This window comes from Sphingopyxis sp., assembly GCF_019459305.1.
Taxonomy (GTDB): Bacteria; Pseudomonadota; Alphaproteobacteria; order Sphingomonadales; family Sphingomonadaceae; genus Sphingopyxis.
On the sequence record NZ_JAIBES010000040.1, the window covers coordinates 1 to 20,013 of the forward strand.

Annotated in this window: 19 protein-coding genes; 10 read left to right on the forward strand and 9 right to left on the reverse strand. The window is 63.7% G+C overall.

The window, feature by feature from the left end; translation table 11 throughout:
• The first annotated feature begins 107 nt into the window (after positions 1 to 107).
• Positions 108 to 404 carry a cytochrome c family protein gene (locus K0M74_RS04440; RefSeq protein ID WP_293968496.1) on the forward strand — a complete coding sequence of 99 codons (297 nt, stop codon included), beginning with the start codon at positions 108 to 110 and terminating at the stop codon, positions 402 to 404.
• Between the two features lie 157 nt (positions 405 to 561).
• Here the strand turns inward: K0M74_RS04440 and K0M74_RS04445 are convergent, their stop codons facing one another.
• Both K0M74_RS04445 and K0M74_RS04450 read right to left on the reverse strand, forming a co-directional pair.
• Positions 562 to 1,431 carry an LOG family protein gene (locus K0M74_RS04445; protein WP_293968498.1) on the reverse strand — a complete coding sequence of 290 codons (870 nt, stop codon included), beginning with the start codon at positions 1,429 to 1,431 and terminating at the stop codon, positions 562 to 564.
• Between the two features lie 48 nt (positions 1,432 to 1,479).
• Complete coding sequence (locus K0M74_RS04450) at positions 1,480 to 2,181, reverse strand: extensin family protein (RefSeq protein ID WP_293968500.1); 702 nt, start codon at positions 2,179 to 2,181, stop codon at positions 1,480 to 1,482.
• Between the two features lie 171 nt (positions 2,182 to 2,352).
• Between K0M74_RS04450 and K0M74_RS04455 the strand changes: the two genes are divergently transcribed.
• The 3 genes from K0M74_RS04455 to K0M74_RS04465 all read left to right on the forward strand — a co-directional run bounded on the left by K0M74_RS04455 (position 2,353) and on the right by K0M74_RS04465 (position 6,476).
• Positions 2,353 to 3,480 (forward strand): phosphoserine transaminase, encoded by a 1,128-nt coding sequence (locus K0M74_RS04455; protein WP_293968502.1) that lies wholly within the window; start codon positions 2,353 to 2,355, stop codon positions 3,478 to 3,480.
• 85 nt (positions 3,481 to 3,565) lie between these two features.
• The gene (gene serA / locus K0M74_RS04460; protein ID WP_293968504.1) at positions 3,566 to 5,152 is read left to right on the forward strand and encodes a phosphoglycerate dehydrogenase; all 1,587 of its coding nucleotides are present in this window, start codon (positions 3,566 to 3,568) and stop codon (positions 5,150 to 5,152) included.
• A gap of 211 nt (positions 5,153 to 5,363) precedes the next feature.
• Positions 5,364 to 6,476, forward strand: coding sequence for an ATP phosphoribosyltransferase regulatory subunit (locus tag K0M74_RS04465; protein WP_293968506.1), 1,113 nt, complete (start codon positions 5,364 to 5,366; stop codon positions 6,474 to 6,476).
• A 127-nt stretch (positions 6,477 to 6,603) separates the two neighbouring features.
• On the opposite strand, the gene K0M74_RS04470 is transcribed toward K0M74_RS04465, so the two are convergent.
• Together K0M74_RS04470 and K0M74_RS04475 are read right to left on the reverse strand one after the other, a co-directional pair.
• A complete protein-coding gene (locus K0M74_RS04470; RefSeq protein ID WP_088441193.1) occupies positions 6,604 to 6,981 on the reverse strand; it encodes a DOPA 4,5-dioxygenase family protein in 378 nt (125 codons plus the stop codon).
• Positions 6,982 to 7,123: 142 nt separating this feature from the next.
• Positions 7,124 to 7,948 carry an alpha/beta hydrolase gene (locus tag K0M74_RS04475; RefSeq protein WP_293968534.1) on the reverse strand — a complete coding sequence of 275 codons (825 nt, stop codon included), beginning with the start codon at positions 7,946 to 7,948 and terminating at the stop codon, positions 7,124 to 7,126.
• A gap of 260 nt (positions 7,949 to 8,208) precedes the next feature.
• Here K0M74_RS04475 and K0M74_RS04480 point away from each other — a divergent pair, with 260 nt between their 5' ends.
• Positions 8,209 to 9,498, forward strand: a complete 1,290-nt coding sequence (locus K0M74_RS04480) for an adenylosuccinate synthase (protein WP_293968509.1) — start codon at positions 8,209 to 8,211, stop codon at positions 9,496 to 9,498.
• Positions 9,499 to 9,501: 3 nt separating this feature from the next.
• Here K0M74_RS04480 and K0M74_RS04485 read toward each other — a convergent pair whose 3' ends face one another.
• Positions 9,502 to 10,389 carry a haloalkane dehalogenase gene (locus K0M74_RS04485; protein ID WP_293968511.1) on the reverse strand — a complete coding sequence of 296 codons (888 nt, stop codon included), beginning with the start codon at positions 10,387 to 10,389 and terminating at the stop codon, positions 9,502 to 9,504.
• 76 nt (positions 10,390 to 10,465) lie between these two features.
• Here K0M74_RS04485 and K0M74_RS04490 point away from each other — a divergent pair, with 76 nt between their 5' ends.
• On the forward strand, positions 10,466 to 11,056 hold the full coding sequence (locus K0M74_RS04490; protein ID WP_293968513.1) for an NADPH-dependent FMN reductase: 591 nt from the start codon (positions 10,466 to 10,468) through the stop codon (positions 11,054 to 11,056).
• On the opposite strand, the gene K0M74_RS04495 is transcribed toward K0M74_RS04490, so the two are convergent.
• Positions 11,053 to 12,369, reverse strand: a complete 1,317-nt coding sequence (locus K0M74_RS04495) for an MFS transporter (protein WP_293968515.1) — start codon at positions 12,367 to 12,369, stop codon at positions 11,053 to 11,055. The genes K0M74_RS04490 and K0M74_RS04495 overlap by 4 nt on opposite strands.
• 111 nt (positions 12,370 to 12,480) lie before the next feature.
• Here K0M74_RS04495 and K0M74_RS04500 point away from each other — a divergent pair, with 111 nt between their 5' ends.
• A complete protein-coding gene (locus K0M74_RS04500; protein ID WP_293968517.1) occupies positions 12,481 to 14,055 on the forward strand; it encodes an amidase in 1,575 nt (524 codons plus the stop codon).
• A 140-nt stretch (positions 14,056 to 14,195) separates the two neighbouring features.
• Here K0M74_RS04500 and K0M74_RS04505 read toward each other — a convergent pair whose 3' ends face one another.
• Both K0M74_RS04505 and K0M74_RS04510 read right to left on the reverse strand, forming a co-directional pair.
• Positions 14,196 to 14,681: a DUF2721 domain-containing protein gene (locus tag K0M74_RS04505; RefSeq protein WP_194953799.1), complete on the reverse strand. Its 486-nt coding sequence runs from the start codon at positions 14,679 to 14,681 to the stop codon at positions 14,196 to 14,198.
• Positions 14,678 to 15,898 (reverse strand): LL-diaminopimelate aminotransferase, encoded by a 1,221-nt coding sequence (locus K0M74_RS04510; RefSeq protein ID WP_293968524.1) that lies wholly within the window; start codon positions 15,896 to 15,898, stop codon positions 14,678 to 14,680. Before K0M74_RS04510 ends, K0M74_RS04505 begins: the two co-directional genes overlap by 4 nt.
• 112 nt (positions 15,899 to 16,010) lie before the next feature.
• Here K0M74_RS04510 and phaC point away from each other — a divergent pair, with 112 nt between their 5' ends.
• The 3 genes from phaC (at position 16,011) to clpS (ending at position 19,215) form a co-directional block, all read left to right on the forward strand.
• A complete protein-coding gene (phaC, locus tag K0M74_RS04515; protein ID WP_293968526.1) occupies positions 16,011 to 17,786 on the forward strand; it encodes a class I poly(R)-hydroxyalkanoic acid synthase in 1,776 nt (591 codons plus the stop codon).
• 122 nt (positions 17,787 to 17,908) lie between these two features.
• Positions 17,909 to 18,652, forward strand: coding sequence for a phasin family protein (locus K0M74_RS04520; RefSeq protein ID WP_293968528.1), 744 nt, complete (start codon positions 17,909 to 17,911; stop codon positions 18,650 to 18,652).
• A gap of 197 nt (positions 18,653 to 18,849) precedes the next feature.
• The gene (gene clpS / locus K0M74_RS04525) at positions 18,850 to 19,215 is read left to right on the forward strand and encodes an ATP-dependent Clp protease adapter ClpS (RefSeq protein ID WP_293968530.1); all 366 of its coding nucleotides are present in this window, start codon (positions 18,850 to 18,852) and stop codon (positions 19,213 to 19,215) included.
• Positions 19,216 to 19,332: 117 nt separating this feature from the next.
• Here clpS and K0M74_RS04530 read toward each other — a convergent pair whose 3' ends face one another.
• Positions 19,333 to 19,845: a helix-turn-helix domain-containing protein gene (locus K0M74_RS04530; RefSeq protein WP_293968532.1), complete on the reverse strand. Its 513-nt coding sequence runs from the start codon at positions 19,843 to 19,845 to the stop codon at positions 19,333 to 19,335.
• Between the last annotated feature and the right edge of the window lie 168 nt (positions 19,846 to 20,013).

A 20,013-nucleotide genomic window follows, 5' to 3' on the forward strand; every position in this document is an offset into this window, starting at 1 on the left:
CCCCCCCCCCCCCCCCCCCCCCCCCCCCCCCCCCCCCCCCCCCCCCCCCCCCCCCCCCCCCCCCCCCGGCCGCCTCGCCTGCGGCTGTCATTGAGCCGACTGCCGCGATGGGTGAGCAAGTTTTCAAACGCTGCGTCGCCTGCCACACGATCGACAAGGGCGGCCGCAACGGCATCGGCCCCAATTTGCACGGCGTCGTCGGCGCAGCGGTCGCGGCGAAGCCCGACTTTTCCTACTCAGGCGCGATGAAGGCAAAGGGTGGCGTCTGGGACGCGGCAACGCTCGACACCTATCTCGAAGCCCCCATGAAGGCGCTGCCGGGAACGCGGATGGCGTTTGCGGGGGTTATCGACGCCGCGGACCGCAAGGCGTTGATCCTGTATCTGGAAGCGCACTCGAAGTAATTGATCCTCCTGTGGCGAAGCCATGGGGAGGTGGCAGCGGCGCAGCCGCTGACGGAGGGACTTTGGCGCTAGCGGTGCGGTCTCCCTCACCACTCGCTTCGCGAGCGGTCCCCCTCCCCATCACTGCGCGACAGGGAGGATAAAAGCGGCATCACCCCTACTCTTCGATATTCGCGTAGAAATCCTGAACGATCGCCCACGCCTCTTCAGCAGTCTCGACAAATTTGAACAGCCCCAGGTCGCGCGCGCTCACCACGCCCTCTTCAACCAGCGCGTCGAAATTCACCACACGTTCCCAGAACTCTTTGCCAAAGAGGACAATCGGGATCGGCTTGATCTTGCCCGTCTGGATCAGCGTCAGCAATTCGAACATTTCGTCGAACGTGCCGAACCCGCCCGGGAACACGCACACCGCGCGCGCGCGGAGCAGGAAGTGCATCTTGCGCAGCGCAAAATAGTGAAACTGGAAGCTGAGATCGGGGGTGACGAAGCGATTGGGAGCCTGTTCGTGCGGCAGCACGATGTTCAGTCCGACCGACTCCTTGCCGACGTCAGCCGCGCCGCGATTCGCCGCTTCCATGATCGACGGCCCGCCGCCCGAGCAGACGACAAAGTGGCGGCAGCCGTTTTCGTCGGGCGGCACCTGACTCGCGAGCCGCGCCAGCTTGCGCGCCTCTTCATAATATTTCGCCTTGGCCTTCAGCCGCCGCGCGATGTTGCGCTGGACGTCATCGGTTGCTGCGGCTTCGAGCGCATCCGCCTCAGCAGGCTCGGGAATGCGCGCCGAGCCGTAGATGACGAGCATTGACTCGATCTTCGCCTCGTCGAGCAGCAATTCGGGCTTGAGAAGTTCCAGCTGGAACCGCACCGGGCGCAAATCTTCGCGCAGCAGGAATTCATTGTCCTGAAACGCCAGCTTGTACGCGGCGCTCGCGGTCTGCGGGGTGGTGGTCGCCTGCTTGGCGAACTGCGCGTCATCCTTGGCTTTGTGGAAACGCGAACGATGGGGTTGTTTATCTTCTGTCATTAGCCAACGGCTAGCGGTTTGGCGTCACCTTGCCAAGACGCGCCTAGGCTAACGGCAGTAGCCGTTGCCGCTCATGTCGAAATGGAAGTGATTATAGTGCGCGGCGTTATAATCCGGCCCGAGCACGGTGCCAAAACGGCGACAGCCTGATTTGTGCAGCGCACGGAGGAAATCCTGCGATGCCTTGTCGCCCTTCCACCCGCCGTCGAGCATGATCCGCCGCCCGTCGGCCAGCACGAAGCCCGATACATCGACCGCGTTTGAATGGGCATGTTGCGACAGGCGACCCGAGCGGCCGCCATAGATGTTGCGGCAGCTATAGGTACCGAACGTCTCGATCTTGACGACTTCCTGCCCGAAATATTTCCGCGCCGCGGGCTTCACCGCATGCTGCGCCCACGCTGCGAAATTTTTCGCCAGCGGACAGGTCATCGCGCCAAGGTTGGTGGTCGGGGTGCCGATGTCGAGCAGTTTGACCGAGTCGATCGAGCTGCAACCGCCGCCATGATCCTGATTGGCAAGCGGGGTGAAACGCACCCCGGCCTGCTTCAGCTCGAACACGCATTGCTGCGCTTCGGCGCTGGTGAACGACGGCGTCGGCGCAATTTGCGGACGCTTCGGCGCGCTGGCGCTCGGGCGTTTGGGATCGCCGCGCTTCATCACGTCGGGACTGCCGAAACAGGCCGAAAGCGCCAGTGCTGCGGTCGCGGCGATCAGGATCCGGGGTTGAAAGACGGTCGGGATCGGCATGGCGTCAAAATACCGACAAGATAGTTAACAACTTCTTTAGTTTTGCTTCGGCTCACCGGAAATTTCGCGCAGCCCACGCATTTTGTTTGACAGTTGCGTCCCCGCCCCTAAACGCGGCGCCGGGCCACGCGGTCCCAACGCCGCGCGAGCTCTCTGCAAGGAGAGACTATAATGACTGAAGTGCCGACACCCCAATTGCGCCCTGCGCGCCCCTATTTCTCCTCCGGCCCCTGCGCAAAGCCGCCCGGATGGGATGCCTCCAAAATCGCTACCGAATCGCTCGGCCGTTCGCATCGTGCGAAGATTGGCAAGACGCGCCTCGCCTATTGCATCGACCTGATGCGCGAGATGCTGCGGCTGCCCGACACCCACCGCATCGGCATCGTGCCCGGATCCGACACCGGCGCATTCGAGATGGCGATGTGGACGATGCTCGGCGCCCGCCCCGTCACCACGCTCGCTTGGGAGAGCTTCGGTGAGGGCTGGGTCACTGATGCCGCGAAGCAACTGAAGCTCGATCCCACCGTCATCCGCGCCGATTACGGCCAGCTTCCCGATTTGACGCAGGTCGACTGGTCGAACGACGTGCTGTTCACCTGGAACGGCACCACCAGCGGTGTCCGCGTCCCCGACGGCGACTGGATCGCCGACGACCGCGAAGGGCTGAGCTTCGCCGACGCGACCAGCGCGGTGTTCGCTTACGACCTGCCGTGGGACAAGATCGACGTCGCGACGTTCAGCTGGCAGAAAGTGCTCGGCGGCGAAGGCGGTCATGGCGTGCTGATCCTTGGTCCGCGTGCGGTCGAACGGCTTGAGAACTACACCCCCGCCTGGCCGCTGCCCAAGGTGTTTCGCCTCGTTTCCAAGGGCGCGCTCGCCGAGGGCGTGTTTAAGGGTGAGACCATCAACACCCCGTCGATGCTCGCGGTCGAGGATGCGATCTTCGCGCTCGAATGGGCGAAGTCGCTGGGTGGTCTCGATGGCCTGAAGGCACGCAGCGATGCAAACGCTGCGGCGCTCGACAAGATTGTCCAGGAGCGCGAGTGGCTGAGCCATCTCGCCGCCGATCCCGCTAGCCGCTCAAAGACCTCGGTCTGCCTGTCGGTTGCTGGCGCAGACGAGGGCTTCATCAAGAATTTCGCCGGTCTGCTCGACAAGGAAGGCGCGGCCTACGACATCGCGGGCTATCGCGATGCCCCGCCGGGCCTACGCATCTGGTGCGGCGCGACCGTCGACACCGCCGACATCGAAGCGCTCGGACCGTGGCTCGATTGGGCCTACGCCTCGCTTAGCGCCTGACGTCGTCCCAGCGAAAGCTGGGACCGCTATCGATCAACCCCATTCCCAACGATCCCAGCTTTCGCTGGGATGACGGAGACAGACAATGACCCAACCCAAAGTCCTCATCAGCGACAAGATGGACCCCAAAGCCGCCGCGATCTTCAAGGAGCGCGGCATCGACGTCGACGTCATCACCGGCAAGACCAAGGACGAGCTGATCGCGATGATCGGCGAATATGACGGTCTCGCGATCCGCTCGGCCACCAAGGTAACCGCCGACGTCCTCGCCGCCGCGACCAACCTGAAGGTCGTCGGCCGCGCCGGGATCGGCGTCGACAATGTCGACATTCCAGCTGCATCGGCCAAGGGCGTGGTCGTGATGAACACGCCGTTCGGCAACAGCATCACCACCGCTGAACATGCCATCGCAATGATGTTCGCCCTCGCCCGCCAGATTCCGGAAGCCAACGCCGGAACGCAGGCGGGAAAATGGCCGAAGAACGATTTCATGGGCGTCGAACTTACCTCGAAGACGCTCGGCCTGATCGGCTGCGGCAACATCGGCAGCATCGTCGCCGAGCGTGCCCTCGGCCTCAAGATGAAGGTCGTCGCCTTCGACCCCTTCCTGACCCCCGAACGTGCGATCGAACTCGGAGTCGAAAAGGCCGATCTCGATACCTTGCTCGCCAAGGCCGATTTCATCACACTGCACACGCCGCTGACCGACCAGACGCGCAACATCCTGTCGGCCGAGAATATCGCCAAGGCGAAGAAGGGTGTGCGGATCATCAACTGCGCGCGCGGCGGCTTGATCGACGAAGCGGCGCTCAAGGATGCGCTCGAGTCGGGCCAGGTTGCGGGTGCCGCTCTCGACGTGTTTGCGCAGGAACCGCCGGCCGCCGACCATCCGCTGTTCAGCGCACCGAACTTCATCTGCACGCCGCATCTGGGCGCCTCAACCGACGAGGCGCAGGTCAATGTCGCGATCCAAGTGGCGGAGCAGATCAGCGATTACCTCCTCACCGGCGGCATCACCAACGCGCTCAACGTGCCCAGCCTGTCGGCCGAGGAAGCGCCGAAGCTGCGCCCCTATATGAGCCTTGCCGAAAAGCTCGGCAGCCTCGTTGGTCAGCTCGCGCACGACAACCTCACCACGATCTCGGTTGAAGTCGAGGGTGCGGCTGCCGAGCTGAACCTCAAGCCGATCACCGCCGCGGTGCTCACCGGCCTGATGCGCCGATATTCGGACAGCGTGAACATGGTCAACGCCCCGCACCTCGCGCGCGAGCGCGGGCTCGACGTCCGCGAAGTGCGGCATGACCGCGACGGCGACTACCACACGCTCGTCCGCGTCACCGTGGCGACCGAACAGGGCGACCGTTCGGTCGCGGGCACCTTGTTCAGCAACGGCGACCCGCGCCTCGTCGAAATGTTCGGAATCAAGGTCGAGGCCGATCTTGACGGCCACATGCTCTATATCGTCAACGAGGATGCGCCGGGCTTTATCGGCCGCATCGGCACCGCGCTCGGTGAAGCCGGGCTCAACATCGGCACCTTCCACCTCGGCCGCCGCGCCGCGGGGGGCGAAGCGGTGCTGCTTTTGAGCCTCGACTCGCCGATGCCCGAACCACTACTGTGGCAACTTTGCCAACTTCCAGGGGTGAGGACGGTCAAGGGTTTGAAGTTCTGACGCCTGACAACCTTCTCCCATTGGGAGAAGGATACGCAGCCTTGCCGCGAAGCGGCTAGGCGGAGTTGGACGAGGGGCTGTGCCTTATCGTAGGTGCACAGCCCCTCACCACTGCGACTAGGTGGAAAGCCACTAAGTCTCGTTACCTCTCCCAATGGGACAGGATTGGCGATGCTTCCAATTGCGCGTCATTATCACTAAGGCCGCACCAATGCCCAAAGCTCCTGCCCTGCTGCCCGAAGGCCTGCGCGACCGCCTCCCCCAACAGGCCGAGGCGGCGTCGCGCGTCACCCGCGCGCTCGTCGACGCGATGCGCGCGCACGGCTATGGCCGCGTCTCGCCGCCGCTTGCCGAGTTTCGCGAAACGTTGGGCGGCGATGACGATCGCACCGCTCGCGATCTGCTGCGTTTCACCGATCCGGTATCGCAGCGAACCCTCGCGTTGCGTCCCGATATCACCCGGCAGGTCGGCCGCATCGCAACGTCGCTGCTCGCCCAAGCTCCGCGCCCGCTGCGCCTTTGTTATGCCGGGCAGGTCGTCAAGCTGCGCGCCAGCCAGCTTCGTCCGGCGCGCGAGATGCTCCAGGTCGGCGCCGAACTGATCGGCAGCGACAGTGTCGCCGCAGCGCGTGAGATCGTCGGCGTCGCGATCGACGCGCTCGAAGCCGCAGGCATCGGTCCTGTCACAATCGATTTCACCCTGCCCGACGTCGTCGACCTGCTGGCGAACGGACCGCTGCCGGTCGATAGCGAGATCCAGCAGCTTCGCGACGAGCTCGACGCCAAGGACGCCGGCGCGCTCACCCGGATCGGCGCCGCGGCCTACTTGCCGCTGCTCCGCGCCACGGGTCCCTTCGATCAGGCGATTGCTGACCTGCGCGACTTCGACACATCGGGCGTACTTACCGCGCGCATCGACGCGCTGGAAGCGATTGCGGCGCCGGTTCGCGACCGCGTGACGCTGACACTCGACCCGACCGAGCGTCACGGCTTTGCCTATCAAAGCTGGTTCGGTTTCCAGATCTTCGTTCCCGGCCAGGGCGACGCGGTCGGGCGCGGCGGCGGCTATGCGATTCCGGTCGGCGAACAGGAAGAGGCCGCGGTCGGTTTTTCGCTCTATCCCGATCCATTGATCGACGCGGGGCTCGGCGCAGAAAACGACAGCGACCGCCGCATCTTTCTCCCGCTCGGTCATGATCCGGCGCTCGCGGCCAGCCTGCGCGCCGATGATTGGCAGACGGTGGCGGCGCTGTCCGACGCGGACGATGCTGGGGCATTGGGTTGTGGGTGGTGGCTCGGCGCCGATGGGCCGGTCGCGGTCTGAAGACTGCCGACTTTTATTTCCGTTCGTGTCGGGCTTAGTCGAGACGCCGGGAAGGCGTGCGCGCCGATGGGCATCTCGGCTACGCTCGATGCGAACGGGATTAGTTACCAACCGACATGCTGAAAATCTAAAAATCCGAAATACCGAACCGCGGCACCCCCTGATTGATCCCCGGCGGATCGAGCACGGTCACGTCGAGCACAACCGGCTCGCCAATCCAGCGCGCCAGCGTCGTATGGTCGGCCAGATCATCATCGGTCAGCGGATGCACCAGCGCGCGCAGGCCGGTCGCCTCGATAGCCGCCACCACCGCGGCCTGCGAACGCGCCAGAAAATGCACCTCATATTGCGCAATCGGATGCGGCCCCGCCGCGCCGTCGGTCATCGCGCCAACGAAAAGGATCGCGGGATCATCCGAAAAATCGTCGCGCAGCGCCGCCGCAGCGGGCCGTTCGGCGGGGTTGTAATAGATATGGGCGTGATAAGGGGCGTCGGGTTTGGTCATGCTGACACAGCTTTCTCTTGTCTCGTCACCCCGGGTTTGACCCGGGGCCCAAGCAACTAACGAAGTCGTGGACTCCGGATCAAGTGCGGGGTGACGAAGAGGGACAATCCCTGTCGCTTCCATTCCAAATCAGGCAGGCGGGTCAGGTAGCGAACACTCGCTTCAACCACGCATCGACCGTCGCGGTCACCGCGTAGGCCGCATCGCCCAGGCTGCGGTTGATCTCAGCATGGCCCTTCAGCCCCTCACCGGGAAAACTGCCATGTTCGACGCGGCTGCCTCCCGCGACCAGCGCACTTCCCAAGGCCTTCGCCTGCCGCACCCCGTCGGCGCGCTGGACATAGAGCAGAAGAAACTCCGGCGCGTTGGGCGCCGCAGCATGCGCGGTGGGCGACAAGGCCTTTTGCCGTGCCGGATCGCTCTCAAACGCCTGCGCATAGGTCTTTTGCATGATCGGGGGGCCGTCCTTCATCTGCGCCGGTACGTCATAGGCCGCGCCGTCGTTAGGGATCACGCCCGCGATGTCCGCAAAAGACAGCCCGGCGCCCTTCAGATAACGCTCGTCGGTCCCGACCAGCGCAACGAGATGGGCGCCCGCGCTATGCCCCATCAATACGATGCGCCGCCGATCGATGCCCAGCTTGTCGGCGCGATCGATCAACGCCTTCACCGCCCCCGCCACGTCCGCGGCCTGCTGCTCGACCGTCGCGGCGGGAACAAGACGATAGTTGATTGAGGCGAACGCATAACCCTGCTCGGGATAATGCACCGGCTTAAAGCGCCCGGTCGCATTGTCCTTGCTACCGCGCTTCCACCCGCCGCCATGGACATAGACGATCAGCGGCGCCGACCCTCGAACACCCTTGGCACGCCATATATCGAGCACCTGCAAGGGATCGCTACCATAGGCGATCGTCTCGCTGCCCGGTGCCTTCGGCCCTTGCTCGGCGCCCATGCGCTCGGCCATCCGCTCGCGCAGGCGGTCGCGCAGCTTCTCGCGCGCGTCGCTCGCGGGCATGCCGCTTGCCACCACGGCGGTCGCCGCCAACACGCCCATCCAGTACCGCTTGCTCATATCCGCACCTCCATCGCCCCCCGGCGTACACCTCTTGTCCGACGTAAATGTCGCAAATTCATCCCAGCGTGCTTGCCTCAGCGGCCAAATCCGCTAAGGCCGCGCCGGACCCGCGCTGGTCGTTTTTGGGTCCGGTTCAGCAGGACAGCATCATGGCAAATGTTACCGTCATCGGGTCGCAATGGGGCGACGAGGGCAAGGGCAAGATTGTCGACTGGCTCGCCAGCCGCGCCGATGCCGTAGTGCGTTTTCAGGGCGGTCATAATGCGGGTCATACGCTCGTTGTCGGCGAACAGGTGTACAAGCTGTCGCTGCTCCCTTCGGGCATCGTCACCGGCACGCTGTCGATCATCGGCAATGGCGTCGTGCTCGATCCGTGGGCGCTGCGCGACGAGATCGCCAAGCTGCGCGGTCAGGGCGTTGTCATCAATGCCGAGAATTTTGCGATCGCCGACAATTGCGCGCTGATCTTGCCCTTCCACCGCGATCTCGACGCGCTGCGCGAAACCGCGGCGGGTGCAGGCAAGATCGGCACCACCGGACGCGGCATCGGCCCCGCCTATGAAGACAAGGTCGGCCGCCGCGCGATCCGCGTCTGCGACCTCGCGCATCTCGACAAGCTGGAACCGCAGCTCGACCGCCTGACCGCGCATCACGACGCGCTGCGCGCGGGCTTCGGCGAGCCGCCGATCGATCGCGAACGGCTCGTCGCCGACCTCACCGAAATCGCCGACTATGTGCTCGAATATGCCCAGCCCGTCTGGAAGCGCCTGAAGAAAGTCCGCAAGGCCGGCGCGCGCATCCTGTTCGAGGGCGCGCAGGGCGTGCTGCTCGACGTCGATCACGGCACCTATCCCTTTGTCACCAGCAGCAACACGGTCAGTGGTACCGCTGCGAGCGGCTCGGGCCTCGGCCCCGGCGCCGTCGGTTTCGTGCTCGGGATCGCCAAGGCCTATACTACCCGCGTCGGCAGCGGCCCCTTTCCGACCGAACTTGAAGACGACATCGGCCAGAAGCTCGGCGAGCGCGGGCATGAATTCGGCACCGTCACCGGGCGCAAGCGTCGCTGCGGCTGGTTCGACGCGGTGCTCGTGCGGCAAAGCTGCGCCGTGTCCGGCGTCACCGGCATCGCACTGACCAAGCTCGACGTGCTCGACGGTTTCGACACGATCCGCATCTGCACCGGCTATCGGCTCCGCGGCAAGATCCTCGACTATTTCCCGGCGCATTCGGCCGATCAGGCCGAGGTCGAGCCAATCTACGAGGAGATGGACGGCTGGCAGGAAACGACCGCGGGCGCGCGCAGCTATGCCGACCTGCCCGCGCAGGCGATCAAATATATCCAGCGCGTCCAGGAACTGATCGAAACCCCGATCGCGCTGGTGTCAACCAGCCCCGAGCGCGAAGACACGATTCTGATCCGCGACCCGTTCAGCGACTGACCATCAGCTCGCGGCGGCGGCAACGTCGCGGATCGCCGCGACGAAGCCGACCGGGTCATCCTCCTGAATGAAATGCCCGCCGCGCAGCGTGCGGTGGGTCATCCGCGCCGCGCCCGGCACACGTCCAGCGAACAACGCCTCGCCGCCGCGCGTGATCGGGTCGCCGTCGGAAAAGCAGCACAGGAACGGGTTGTCGAACGCCTCCAGCGCAGCCCAGGCGCGCTTCTGGTCGGGCACCGCGACATTGTCGCCCAGCGGGACGAACGACGGAAAGACCCGCGCCGCGACCTTCGAAGCGCGGGTCGGGAACGGCGCGTCATAAGCCGCGATCTCGGCCGCGCTCAATTCGCGCTTGGTGCCCGCCTTGACGATCTTGCCGATCGGGAAGACCGGGCTGTACCGCGAAAAGGCACGCCAGATAGCGAAAGCGCGCGGTGCAGGCTGACCTTCGGGCAATCCGCCATTCGACAGCGCGACCCCGGCGAAGCGTTCGGGCATTTCCGCAACCAGCCGGAGGCCGATCAGCGATCCCCAATCCTGACAGGCAAGGATGATGTTTCTGAGGTCAAGCCCCTCGATCCATTGCCGCATCCACGCAACCTGCGCCGCATAGCTGTACGCCGCGCGATCGAGCGGCTTGTCCGACCGCCCGAAGCCGATCAGGTCGGGCGCGACGACGCGAAACCCGGCATTGACTGCGGGACCGATCATATGGCGATAGAGATAGGCCCAGGTCGGTTCGCCGTGCAGCATGAGCACCGGCTGCGCGTCGCGCGGCCCTTCATCGATATAATGAACGCGGAGGCCACCCGCGATCTCGACATAATTTGGCGCATAGGGCCAGTCGGGCAAATCCGCAAAACGATCGTCCGGCGTACGATAAACGCGCATCATTTTCTCCCCCACCCATGGTCGCGGCCAGCTTAGGGGACTTCCGTTGCGACGCAAGCCGTGGCACCATCGCGCGATGACCCGCCACATTCTCGTCTTCTATGGCAGCTATCGCCGCGACCGGCAGGGCATCAGGCTCGCGCATTGGCTCGTAAATGCGATCATCGCGCGCGGCGACAGCGCCGAACTGATCGACGCCAAGGCGGTCGATATGCCGATGCTCGACCGCATGTATAAGGAATATCCGAAGGGCGAGGCGCCACCCGCGATGGAAGAACTTGCGGGCAAGATCCGAGCTGCCGATGGCTTTGTCTTTGTCACCGGCGAATATAACTGGGGGCCGCAGCCGGGGCTGAAGAACCTGACCGACCATTATCTCGAGGAATGGTTCTGGCGTCCCGCCGCGATCGCCTGTTATTCGGCCGGGCCGTTCGCGGGCGTGCGGGCGATGATGGGCTGGCGCGATACACTCGGCGAAATGGGGATGGCGGTCACCTCATCGATCCTGCCCGTCGGGCGGATCGGCAGCGCCTTCGACGCCGATGGTCAGCCAACGGGCGACGACGGCGCGCGGCTGGTTAAGAGCTTCCCACGCTTTGCCGATGATCTTAATTGGTGGATCGACGCCGCCAAGACGCAGCGCGCGAAGGTCGATCCGCCCTATTAGCCCGACTTCAGCTCGGCCTTCAGTCGGAGGCTGGCGCGCCAGAAGAAGAACGCCGGGATCAACCCCAGCCACGCGGCACCGTACAGCACCCAGCGCACACTTTCCTGCCCAGCGACCGGTTGCAGCGCATCGGACAATACCCCGAACAGGAATGGCCCGAGGCCAAGCCCGATCAGATTCTGCCCGAACAACATGATCGACGCCGCGACCGCCCTCGCGCGCGGCTGGACCAGCCCCTGCACACAGCCATAGGCGGGGCCATAATAGGCCGAATTGAGGATCGTCGGAATGATCAGCATCGCCACCGCGACGCGCCAATCCTCCATATAATAGCCAAGGAACAGGATCGGCGCCGCGATCGCCATCCCGTAAGCGGGAAAGGTCAGCAGATGTTTCTTGTCACGCGGGCCATATTTGTCTGCCATCTTGCCCCCGAGCCAGGTGCCAAATGCCCCGGCCAGCCCTAGTACGACCGCCATCGACAAGCCTGCTTCGGTCGTCGACAGCCCATGGCTGCGAATGAAGAAGCTGATCGTCCAAAGCGCTTTACCGTAACCCAGCACAGCGACGACCGACGCCGCAATCAGGATATAGATGAAGGCGCGCGAGCTGAAAATTTCGCGCAGCGCTTCGCCGGTCGATAGCGGCACCACGGCGCGGGCCGTCGCGACCGCCTCTGCCGTCCGACTGTGCCTCGGCTCGCGCATGACGAACAGCACGACTAGCGCCAGCAGGATGCCCGGCGCGCCGACCATCATCAGCGCAATGCGCCAACCATAAAGGTCGTTCACCACCCCGCCGATGATCAGGCCAAGCAGCGAGCCGATCGGTACTCCAAGGCCATAGAAGGCTATCGCCGACGAACGCTTTGCCGCTGGAACGCTATCGGAGATCAGCGAGTGCGCCGCGGGGGTGCAACCCGCCTCGCCAACCCCGACCCCGACGCGCGCGAGCAGTAGCTGAACGAAATTCTGCGCCAGCCCGCACACCGCGGTCATCGCCGACCAGATCGCCAGTGAAATGGCGATGAGCCGTACCCGGTTGGTGCCGTCCTTGTCGGCGTAACGCGCAATGGGAATGCCAAGCAGTGCGTAGAAGACCGCAAATGCCGGCCCCGCCAGCAGCCCGAGCTGGGTGTCCGAAAGCCCGAGCTCGGCCTTGATCGGTTCGGCGAGGATGTTGACGATCTGTCGGTCGAGGAAATTGAAGATATAAACGACCAGCAGGATCCACAGCATCGTCCGCGTCTGCGCGGAAACGCCATCGGCTGATGGCGCGGCGATACCCGTGGCGAGGGCAGGCTTTTCGTTCATATCATTCTCCCGAGCTCATGGGAGCAGACCGGGGGGATCGGTGTCAACGCCGTTGCGGCATCCTGAAAATCGCTGCTTGCAATTGCCGCTACGGCTGGCAGCGTGTTGCCCATGCAAAAATTTTCGCTGCTCGCCGTCTCCGCCCTGCTTGCCATCGCGCCCGCGCTGGCAATGCCGCCGCCGCTGCCCCCGGTCGAGGGCAAGGATGCCGCGACGTTGCAGGCCGAGATGACCGAGCGGCGGATCAACAGCGAGGTCATCACCGCGAGCTATCTCGACCGCATCAGCACGCTCGACGACAATGGGCCGAAACTGAATGCAGTCATTGCGACCTTTCCCGATGCAACGAGCCGGGCGCATGCGCTGGACCTCGAACGTCACGCCGGGCGCGTGCGCGGCCCGCTCCACGGCATCCCGATCCTGATCAAGGACAATATCGAGGCCAAGGGGCCGGTACCGACGACCGCCGGCTCACTAGCGCTGCAAGACAATGTCACGAACCGCGACGCGCCGCTGGTGGCGCGGTTGCGCGACGCCGGTGCGGTCATCCTGGGCAAGACCAACCTCAGCGAATGGGCCAATATTCGCTCGAACAATTCGACCAGCGGGTGGAGCCCCATCGGCGGGTTGGCGAAAAACCCGCACGTGCTCGATCGCAATACCTGTGGTTCGTCGGCAGGCAGCGGCGCCGCCACCGCGGCGAGCCTCGCGCCGATCACCATCGGTACCGAAACCGACGGATCGATCACTTGCCCCGCCGGGGTCAATGGCGTTGTGGGCTTCAAACCCACCGTTGGGCTGGTCAGCCGCACCCATATCGTCCCGATAAGCCACAGCCAGGATACCGCCGGACCGATGACGCTGACGGTGCGCGACGCCGCGCTGGTGATGACCGTCATCGCCGGCAGCGATCCCAGCGATCCGGCGACTGCCGAAGCCGACGCGCGCAAAGTCGATTACGCCGCGGCGCTGTCGGCCAACGGGCTGAAGGGCAAGCGGATCGGCGTGCTGCGCGACCGCATCGGCGACCGCGCTGACATCGCCGCGCTGTTCGATGCAGCGCTCAAACAGATGACCGACCTGGGCGCGACGGTGGTCGAGATCGGCGAAAGTCGCAAAGGGCTGGAAGAACTCGGCGCGGCTGAATTTGAAGTGCTGATGACCGAGCTTAAGGCCGACATCGCAATTTATCTCGCGAGCCTCCCCGCCAAGGATGGTCCCAAAACGCTTGCCGACCTGATCGCTTTCAACAAGGCGAATCCCGCCGAACTGCAATGGTTCGATCAGTCGCTGTTCGAGCTGGCGGAAAGCAAGGGCGGGTTAGACAGCCCCGCCTATGTGACGGCGCGCGACAAGGCGGCGCGGCTCGCCGGACCCGAGGGCATCGACCGGCTGATGAAAGAGCATGACGTTAACCTGCTCGTTGGCGTGACCAACGGTCCGGCATGGACGAGCGATCTCGTGAACGGAGATCACTACACCGGTCCCAGCGCCAGCCAGCTTCCCGCGGTTGCCGGCTATCCGCACCTGACGGTGCCGATGGGCGCGGTGCAAGGGCTCCCGATCGGGGTGTCGTTTATCGGTGGCAAGTGGACCGATGCTGAAGTGTTGGCAGCGGGCTATGCTTATGAGCAGGCGAGCTTCAAGCGGGTAACACCGACCTATCGGGTGGGTGTGGCGCCCTAAAATCTTCCCTATCGCGCAGCGATGGGGACGGGGACTGCTCGCGAAGCGAGTGGCGGAGGGGCCGCAACACTGCGTCATTACCCCTCCATCAGCGCTTCGCGCTGCCACCTCCCCATGACTTCGTCCCAGGGAGGATCGCTTCACCGTTTATCCCGCCGCCGCTGCCAGCCCATCTCTTCGAGCTCCAGCAGTTCCATCGGAACATGGATGGTGCGGATCGCCAACCGCACCTCAATCAAGAACAGCACCAGCGACACCAGCAGCAGCAACATGGCGAGCGCAAAAACCCAAGCTGCCGCCAATCCCAGATTGAACCCGGCAAAAGCCTGCGCAAACAACAGCGCGACCAGGAAACACACGACGATGCCGCACGCGACCGCGGCCGCGATCGAATTGTTGATCACGTCGATGCGGCGATCGACGACGCGCAGTTCGGCGACGATGCGCTCATGATCCTGCCCCTCGGTCTCGGCCCAGCGCTCCATCAGGACGCGCGACCGATCGATGACGCGCGCCAGCCGCCCGGTGAAGACGTTGAGCAGACTGCCTGTTGCGACGAGCAGGAACACCGGGGTGACCGACAGCTGGATCGTCTCGGCGATCATCGCCGAGCCGGTCATGCTCATCCCTCGCCGCCCGCCGCGACCGACGGCGTGTTGACGCCGTGCATCGCCAGGAATTTGCGGACATTGCGCGCGGCCTGACGAATGCGCTGCTCGTTCTCGACCATCGCGATGCGGACATAGCCCTCGCCATCCTCGCCATAGCCAACCCCGGGCGCGACCGCGACCTTGGCATGGATCAGCATCTGTTTCGAAAACTCCAGACTGCCCATCTCTTTCAGCGCGGGCGGCAGCGGCGCCCAGGCGAACATCGATGCCTTGGGGCTCGGGATGTCCCAGCCCGCACGGCCAAAGCTCTCGACCATAACGTCGCGACGCTTTTGATACAGTTCGCGATTGCGTGCGACGATATCCTGCGGCCCGTTGAGCGCCGCGCACGCCGCGGCCTGGATCGGGGTGAAAGCGCCATAATCGAGGTAAGATTTAACCCGCGTCATCGCCGCGATCAGGCGCTTGTTGCCGACCGCAAAGCCCATGCGCCAGCCCGCCATCGAGTATGTTTTCGACATCGAGGTGAATTCGACCGCAACATCCTTCGCGCCCGGCACCTGCAGGATCGAAGGGGTCGGGTTGCCGTCGTAATAGAGTTCGGAATAGGCCAGGTCGGACAGCACCCAGACCTTGTTCTCCTTCGCCCACGCAACCAACCGCTCGTAGAAAGCGAGGTCCACTGCCTCGGCGGTCGGGTTCGAAGGATAATTGACCACCAGGATCGACGGGCGCGGCACCGTGAACGCCATTGCACGGTCGAGCGCGCGCCAATAATTCTCATCCGGCGTCGTCGGAACGCTGCGGATCGTCGCCCCAGCGATGATGAAGCCGAAGGTGTGGATGGGGTAGCTGGGGTTCGGCGCCAGCACGACGTCTCCCGGGCCGGTGATCGCGGTCGCGAGACTCGCGAGCCCTTCCTTCGACCCCATCGTCACGACAACCTCGCTCTCGGGATCGAGCTCGACGTTGAACCGGCGCGCGTAATAATTGGCCTGCGCCTTGCGGAGACCCGGAATCCCCTTCGACTGCGAATAGCCGTGCGCGTCGGGCTTCATCGCGACTTCGCACAATTTGTCGATCACATGCTGCGGCGGCGGCAGGTCGGGGTTGCCCATCCCCAGGTCGATGATGTCTTCTCCCGCGGCGCGGGCGGCCGCACGCATCGCATTGACTTCGGCGATGACATAGGGCGGCAGGCGCTTGATGCGATAGAATTCATCTTCGGACATGGGAAACTAGAACAACTCCTTTTCGTTATCGGATATAGGTGCGAACGGCGCCTCGCCAGCCGCACCGCGGCTTGTTATAGGCTTCTATCCCCACTGACCAGCAGGAACGAGCATGAGCGACGCAGACAAAAGCGACACGACCGACGTTCCCAACCCCTTCCTGCCGTCGCCCGACGACATCCAGCATTGGGCCAGCGTGATCGGGCGCGCGCAGCAGATGATGCTCGAATATGCGCTGGGTCAGGCCAATGACAGCAAGACCAGCGCCCCAGCGATGTTCGATCCCTCGACATGGCTCGAAAACCCGGCGACCCAGATGTGGGCACAACAGTCGTCGAAGATGTGGGATCAAGGGGTCGCCTTCTGGACCTCGCTCGCGACCCTGAACCCGATGACCCCGCCCGCGCCGGACACCGCGACCAAAGACCGCCGCTTTGCCGACCCAGACTGGGCGTCAAACCCGGTGTTCGCGATGATCCGCCAGACCTACGGCCTGCTCGCCGAACAGATGCTCGCAACGACGCGCCAACTCGACGGACTCGATCCCGCGGCGCGCGCGAAGATGGAATTCGCTGCAAAGAGCATCGCTGATGCGATGGCGCCGACCAACCTCGTGCTCACCAATCCCGAAGTCATCAAGCGCGCAGTCGAGACGCGAGGCGAAAGTCTGCTCAAGGGCTTGCAGCATATGCTCACCGACCTGTCGCGCGGACAGCTGAGCCATGTCGATCCCGACGCGTTCGAAGTCGGGGTCAATATCGCAACGACGCCCGGCAAGGTAATCCACGAAACTGAGCTCTATCAGCTGATCCAATATACGCCGACAACCAAGGAGGTGCTCACGGTCCCGCTGCTGATCTTCCCGCCATGGATCAACCGCTTCTATATTCTCGATCTCAATCCCGCCAAAAGCTTCGTCGCCTGGGCGGTCGAACAGGGATTGTCGGTATTCATGGTGTCGTGGAAATCGGCCGACGCGTCGATGAAGGACGTCGTGTGGGACGATTATATCGCGGCGCAGATCGACGCGATCGACACGGTGCGCGCGGCGCTCGATGTCCCCGCGGTTCATACAATCGGTTATTGCGTAGCGGGGACCACGCTCGCTGCGACGCTCGCGATCCTGGCGGCGAAGGGCGAGGCCGAGCGAGTGAAGTCGGTTACCTTCTTCACCGCGCAGGTCGATTTCGAACAGGCCGGCGACCTCAAGATGTTTGTCGACGACAGCTATCTGGCATTGCTCGAACAGCTTTCGGCGCCCGGCTACCTCGACGGCCGTTATATGGCCGCCACCTTCAACAGCCTGCGCGGTCGCGACCTGATCTGGAATTATGTCGTCAGCAATTACCTGCTCGGCAACGACTATCCACCCTTCGACCTGCTCTACTGGAACGGCGACACGACCAACCTGCCCGCGAAGTGGCATCGGCAATATCTGGTCGACTTGTACCGCGATAACCGCATGGTCATCCCGAACAGCCTGTCGGCGTGCGGCACGCCGATCGACCTAAGGAAAATCGAAACGCCGGCCTACATCCAGGCGGGGCGCGAAGATCATATCGCGCCGCTCGCCAGCGTGTGGCGGCTGATGGACAATTTGTCCGGCCCCAAAACCTTCTTGCTTGCCGGTTCGGGCCATATCGCCGGGGTCGTCAATCCGCCTGCCGCGAGCAAATATCAATATTGGACCGGTGACAGCAAAGCCGCGACGCTCGACGAATTTGTTGCCAGCGCCAGCGAGACCAAGGGCAGTTGGTGGCCGCACTGGATCGACTGGATTTTGGCACAGGATGACGAAAAAATCGCAGTCAAAGGTGCCCGCATCCCCGGAAAAGGGGCCAAAAAGGCGATCGAGGACGCGCCTGGCCGCTATGTCAAACAGCGGTAATATCTAGCGACTATCCAGCATTTGGGCGGCGATGAGAGTTTTTTTGTGCGCTGCACAAAAATATCCTTGAAATCGCCGAACCACTCCTATATTGTGCACTGCAACATAAAGGAGTTTTACCCATGGCTACCAAGATGGATAGTGCCGAACAGGCTTTCGAAGCCGCGACGCTGGAAACCGCCGCCAAGCCGGTGGAAGCTCCGGCTGCCCCCGCCGCTGTCGCTGCTCCCGCAGCGGTGAAGGCTGCGGCTCCTGCCAAGATCAAGACGGTAAAGGCAAAAGCCAAGCCGGCCGCGAAAAAGACTGCTGCACCCAAGGCAGTGGCCAAGAAGGTCGCCCCCAAGAAGGCGACCGTGAAGAAAATTGCCCCCAAGGCCGCACCGAAGCCGGTTGCCGCCGTCAGCAAAGGAATCAAGACCATGAACGACACCGTCAAGAAGTTCGCCGACGAAGCGAAGACCCGCACTGAAGCCCTGACCGCCGACTTCAACGGGAAGGCCAAGGAAGCGATGAGCAAGACCAGCAAGCTGGCCGAAGAAGCTGTCGAATTCAACAAGGCGAACATCGAAGCGATGGTCGAAGCCGGCAAGATCGCTGCAAAGAACATGGAAGTTCTTGGCCAGGAAGGCGTGTCCTTCGCTCGCAAGAGTTTTGAAGACACGACCGCTGCGCTGAAGGGCTACACCTCGGTCAAGTCGCCGACCGAATTCTTCAAGCTCTATGCCGAAAACAGCAAGAAGGCATTCGACGCCGCCGTTGCCCAGACCTCGAAGACCAGCGAACTGGTCGTCAAGATGGCCAACGACAGCTTCGCGCCGATCTCGAACCGCGTTTCGGTGATCACTTCGAAGATGAAGGCCGCTTAAGGCGCCTTTGTCTTCCGTTGGCGCGGGCACCCTCCCCCTCTCCCCGCCTGCGCTGACACTCTCAAGACCGCTCGCTTCCCATGGAAGCGGGCGGTTCTTGTTTTTGAGCGACCGGCCGATCGCGGCTGGCGAACAAGTGGTTAAAAACCGCGTGCACGCCCCTTGCGCTTCGCCTGCGGCTTGCGATATTCCTGCCCATGATGCTTCCAGTTTCCACCCTCCATCCGATCCGCGCCATGGCGGATAAGGACGACGGCTCGCCCGGCACCCCTGGCGTCGGCATTGCCACGCGCACCCGCGCCAAGGCGAAAAAGCCGTCGATGTACAAAGTTCTGCTGCTCAACGACGACTACACGCCGATGGAATTCGTCGTGATGGTGCTCCAGCGGTTCTTCAACATGGACATCGAACAGGCGACACAGGTGATGCTCCACGTCCACCAACAGGGCGTCGGCGTGTGCGGCGTGTTCAGCTATGAAGTTGCCGAGACCAAGGTCAATCAGGTGATGGACGCCGCGCGGCAGAACCAGCACCCGCTGCAATGCACGCTGGAAAAGGCGTAAAAACTCTTCCTTCTCTGAAAGAGCGGGACAGCGAAATTGCCAGCTTGCTGGTTAGTCGCACGAGGGTGGGTCAGCGCCGCTCGCGGCAGCACGGCTCGCTTCGCTCGCACCGACCCCCTAACCCCTGGAGGGGGATTGATGCCGATCCCGCCGTACCTGCTCGGCCTTGAGCGCTGGCGAAGCTTCCCCCTTTAAATCGCCGTAGCCCAGCGACGCGCCGCATCCCGGGCAAACAACCGCGGTCCCCACGTCGGTGCCGCACGCACGGTGGATATAGCGCATCGCCGGGCCACCGCCCGTCTCGCCGTCGCGATACGCCCAGCGCTCGGCCCAGCCGCGCATGGCGTACAGGATGTCAAATAGATCCTTGCCCTTGTCGGTCAGCCAATATTCGTAACGGACGGGCCGCTCTTGGTACGGGCGGCGCTCAACCACGCCTTCGCTTTCGAGCAGCTTGAGCCGCGCCGACACGAGCTGCGGGCCGAGCCCGGTGTTCGCCGCGATGACCTCGAACCGTCGATTGCCGAAGAAAAGATCGCGCAGGATGAGCAGCACCGCCCGATCGCCGAGCAGCTCGGCTGAGCGGCCGACGGGGCAGTAAGTCGCTGACAGATCGGCGCGTTTGGGCATAGACCGCCCCTTATCCCCGCCATTGCGAGCGAAGCGAAGCAACCCAGTGTGGCGTAAACCGCCCTGGATTTGTTAGGGTGGGTAGCAATGGGGGGGGTTATGGGGGGGCTTTTGCCAAAACCGGCGGTGAGTGACGGACTTTATGGCCCGTGGGGCGCGCAAGCTCGC

Excerpts from the sequence above, each read along its gene's own strand:
- K0M74_RS04440 (WP_293968496.1), top strand. The coding sequence starts at position 108 with ATGGGTGAGCAAGTTTTCAAACGCTGCGTCGCCTGCCACACGATCGAC.
- K0M74_RS04445 (WP_293968498.1), bottom strand. The coding sequence starts at position 1,431 with ATGACAGAAGATAAACAACCCCATCGTTCGCGTTTCCACAAAGCCAAG.
- K0M74_RS04505 (WP_194953799.1), bottom strand. The coding sequence starts at position 14,681 with ATGAGCATGACCGGCTCGGCGATGATCGCCGAGACGATCCAGCTGTCG.
- K0M74_RS04470 (WP_088441193.1), bottom strand. The coding sequence starts at position 6,981 with ATGACCAAACCCGACGCCCCTTATCACGCCCATATCTATTACAACCCC.
- phaC (WP_293968526.1), top strand. The coding sequence starts at position 16,011 with ATGAGCGACGCAGACAAAAGCGACACGACCGACGTTCCCAACCCCTTC.
- K0M74_RS04455 (WP_293968502.1), top strand. The coding sequence starts at position 2,353 with ATGACTGAAGTGCCGACACCCCAATTGCGCCCTGCGCGCCCCTATTTC.
- K0M74_RS04485 (WP_293968511.1), bottom strand. The coding sequence starts at position 10,389 with ATGCGCGTTTATCGTACGCCGGACGATCGTTTTGCGGATTTGCCCGAC.
- clpS (WP_293968530.1), top strand. The coding sequence starts at position 18,850 with ATGATGCTTCCAGTTTCCACCCTCCATCCGATCCGCGCCATGGCGGAT.
- K0M74_RS04495 (WP_293968515.1), bottom strand. The coding sequence starts at position 12,369 with ATGAACGAAAAGCCTGCCCTCGCCACGGGTATCGCCGCGCCATCAGCC.
- K0M74_RS04475 (WP_293968534.1), bottom strand. The coding sequence starts at position 7,948 with ATGGCCGAGCGCATGGGCGCCGAGCAAGGGCCGAAGGCACCGGGCAGC.
- K0M74_RS04500 (WP_293968517.1), top strand. The coding sequence starts at position 12,481 with ATGCAAAAATTTTCGCTGCTCGCCGTCTCCGCCCTGCTTGCCATCGCG.
- K0M74_RS04530 (WP_293968532.1), bottom strand. The coding sequence starts at position 19,845 with ATGCCCAAACGCGCCGATCTGTCAGCGACTTACTGCCCCGTCGGCCGC.
- serA (WP_293968504.1), top strand. The coding sequence starts at position 3,566 with ATGACCCAACCCAAAGTCCTCATCAGCGACAAGATGGACCCCAAAGCC.
- K0M74_RS04480 (WP_293968509.1), top strand. The coding sequence starts at position 8,209 with ATGGCAAATGTTACCGTCATCGGGTCGCAATGGGGCGACGAGGGCAAG.
- K0M74_RS04465 (WP_293968506.1), top strand. The coding sequence starts at position 5,364 with ATGCCCAAAGCTCCTGCCCTGCTGCCCGAAGGCCTGCGCGACCGCCTC.
- K0M74_RS04520 (WP_293968528.1), top strand. The coding sequence starts at position 17,909 with ATGGCTACCAAGATGGATAGTGCCGAACAGGCTTTCGAAGCCGCGACG.
- K0M74_RS04510 (WP_293968524.1), bottom strand. The coding sequence starts at position 15,898 with ATGTCCGAAGATGAATTCTATCGCATCAAGCGCCTGCCGCCCTATGTC.
- K0M74_RS04490 (WP_293968513.1), top strand. The coding sequence starts at position 10,466 with ATGACCCGCCACATTCTCGTCTTCTATGGCAGCTATCGCCGCGACCGG.
- K0M74_RS04450 (WP_293968500.1), bottom strand. The coding sequence starts at position 2,181 with ATGCCGATCCCGACCGTCTTTCAACCCCGGATCCTGATCGCCGCGACC.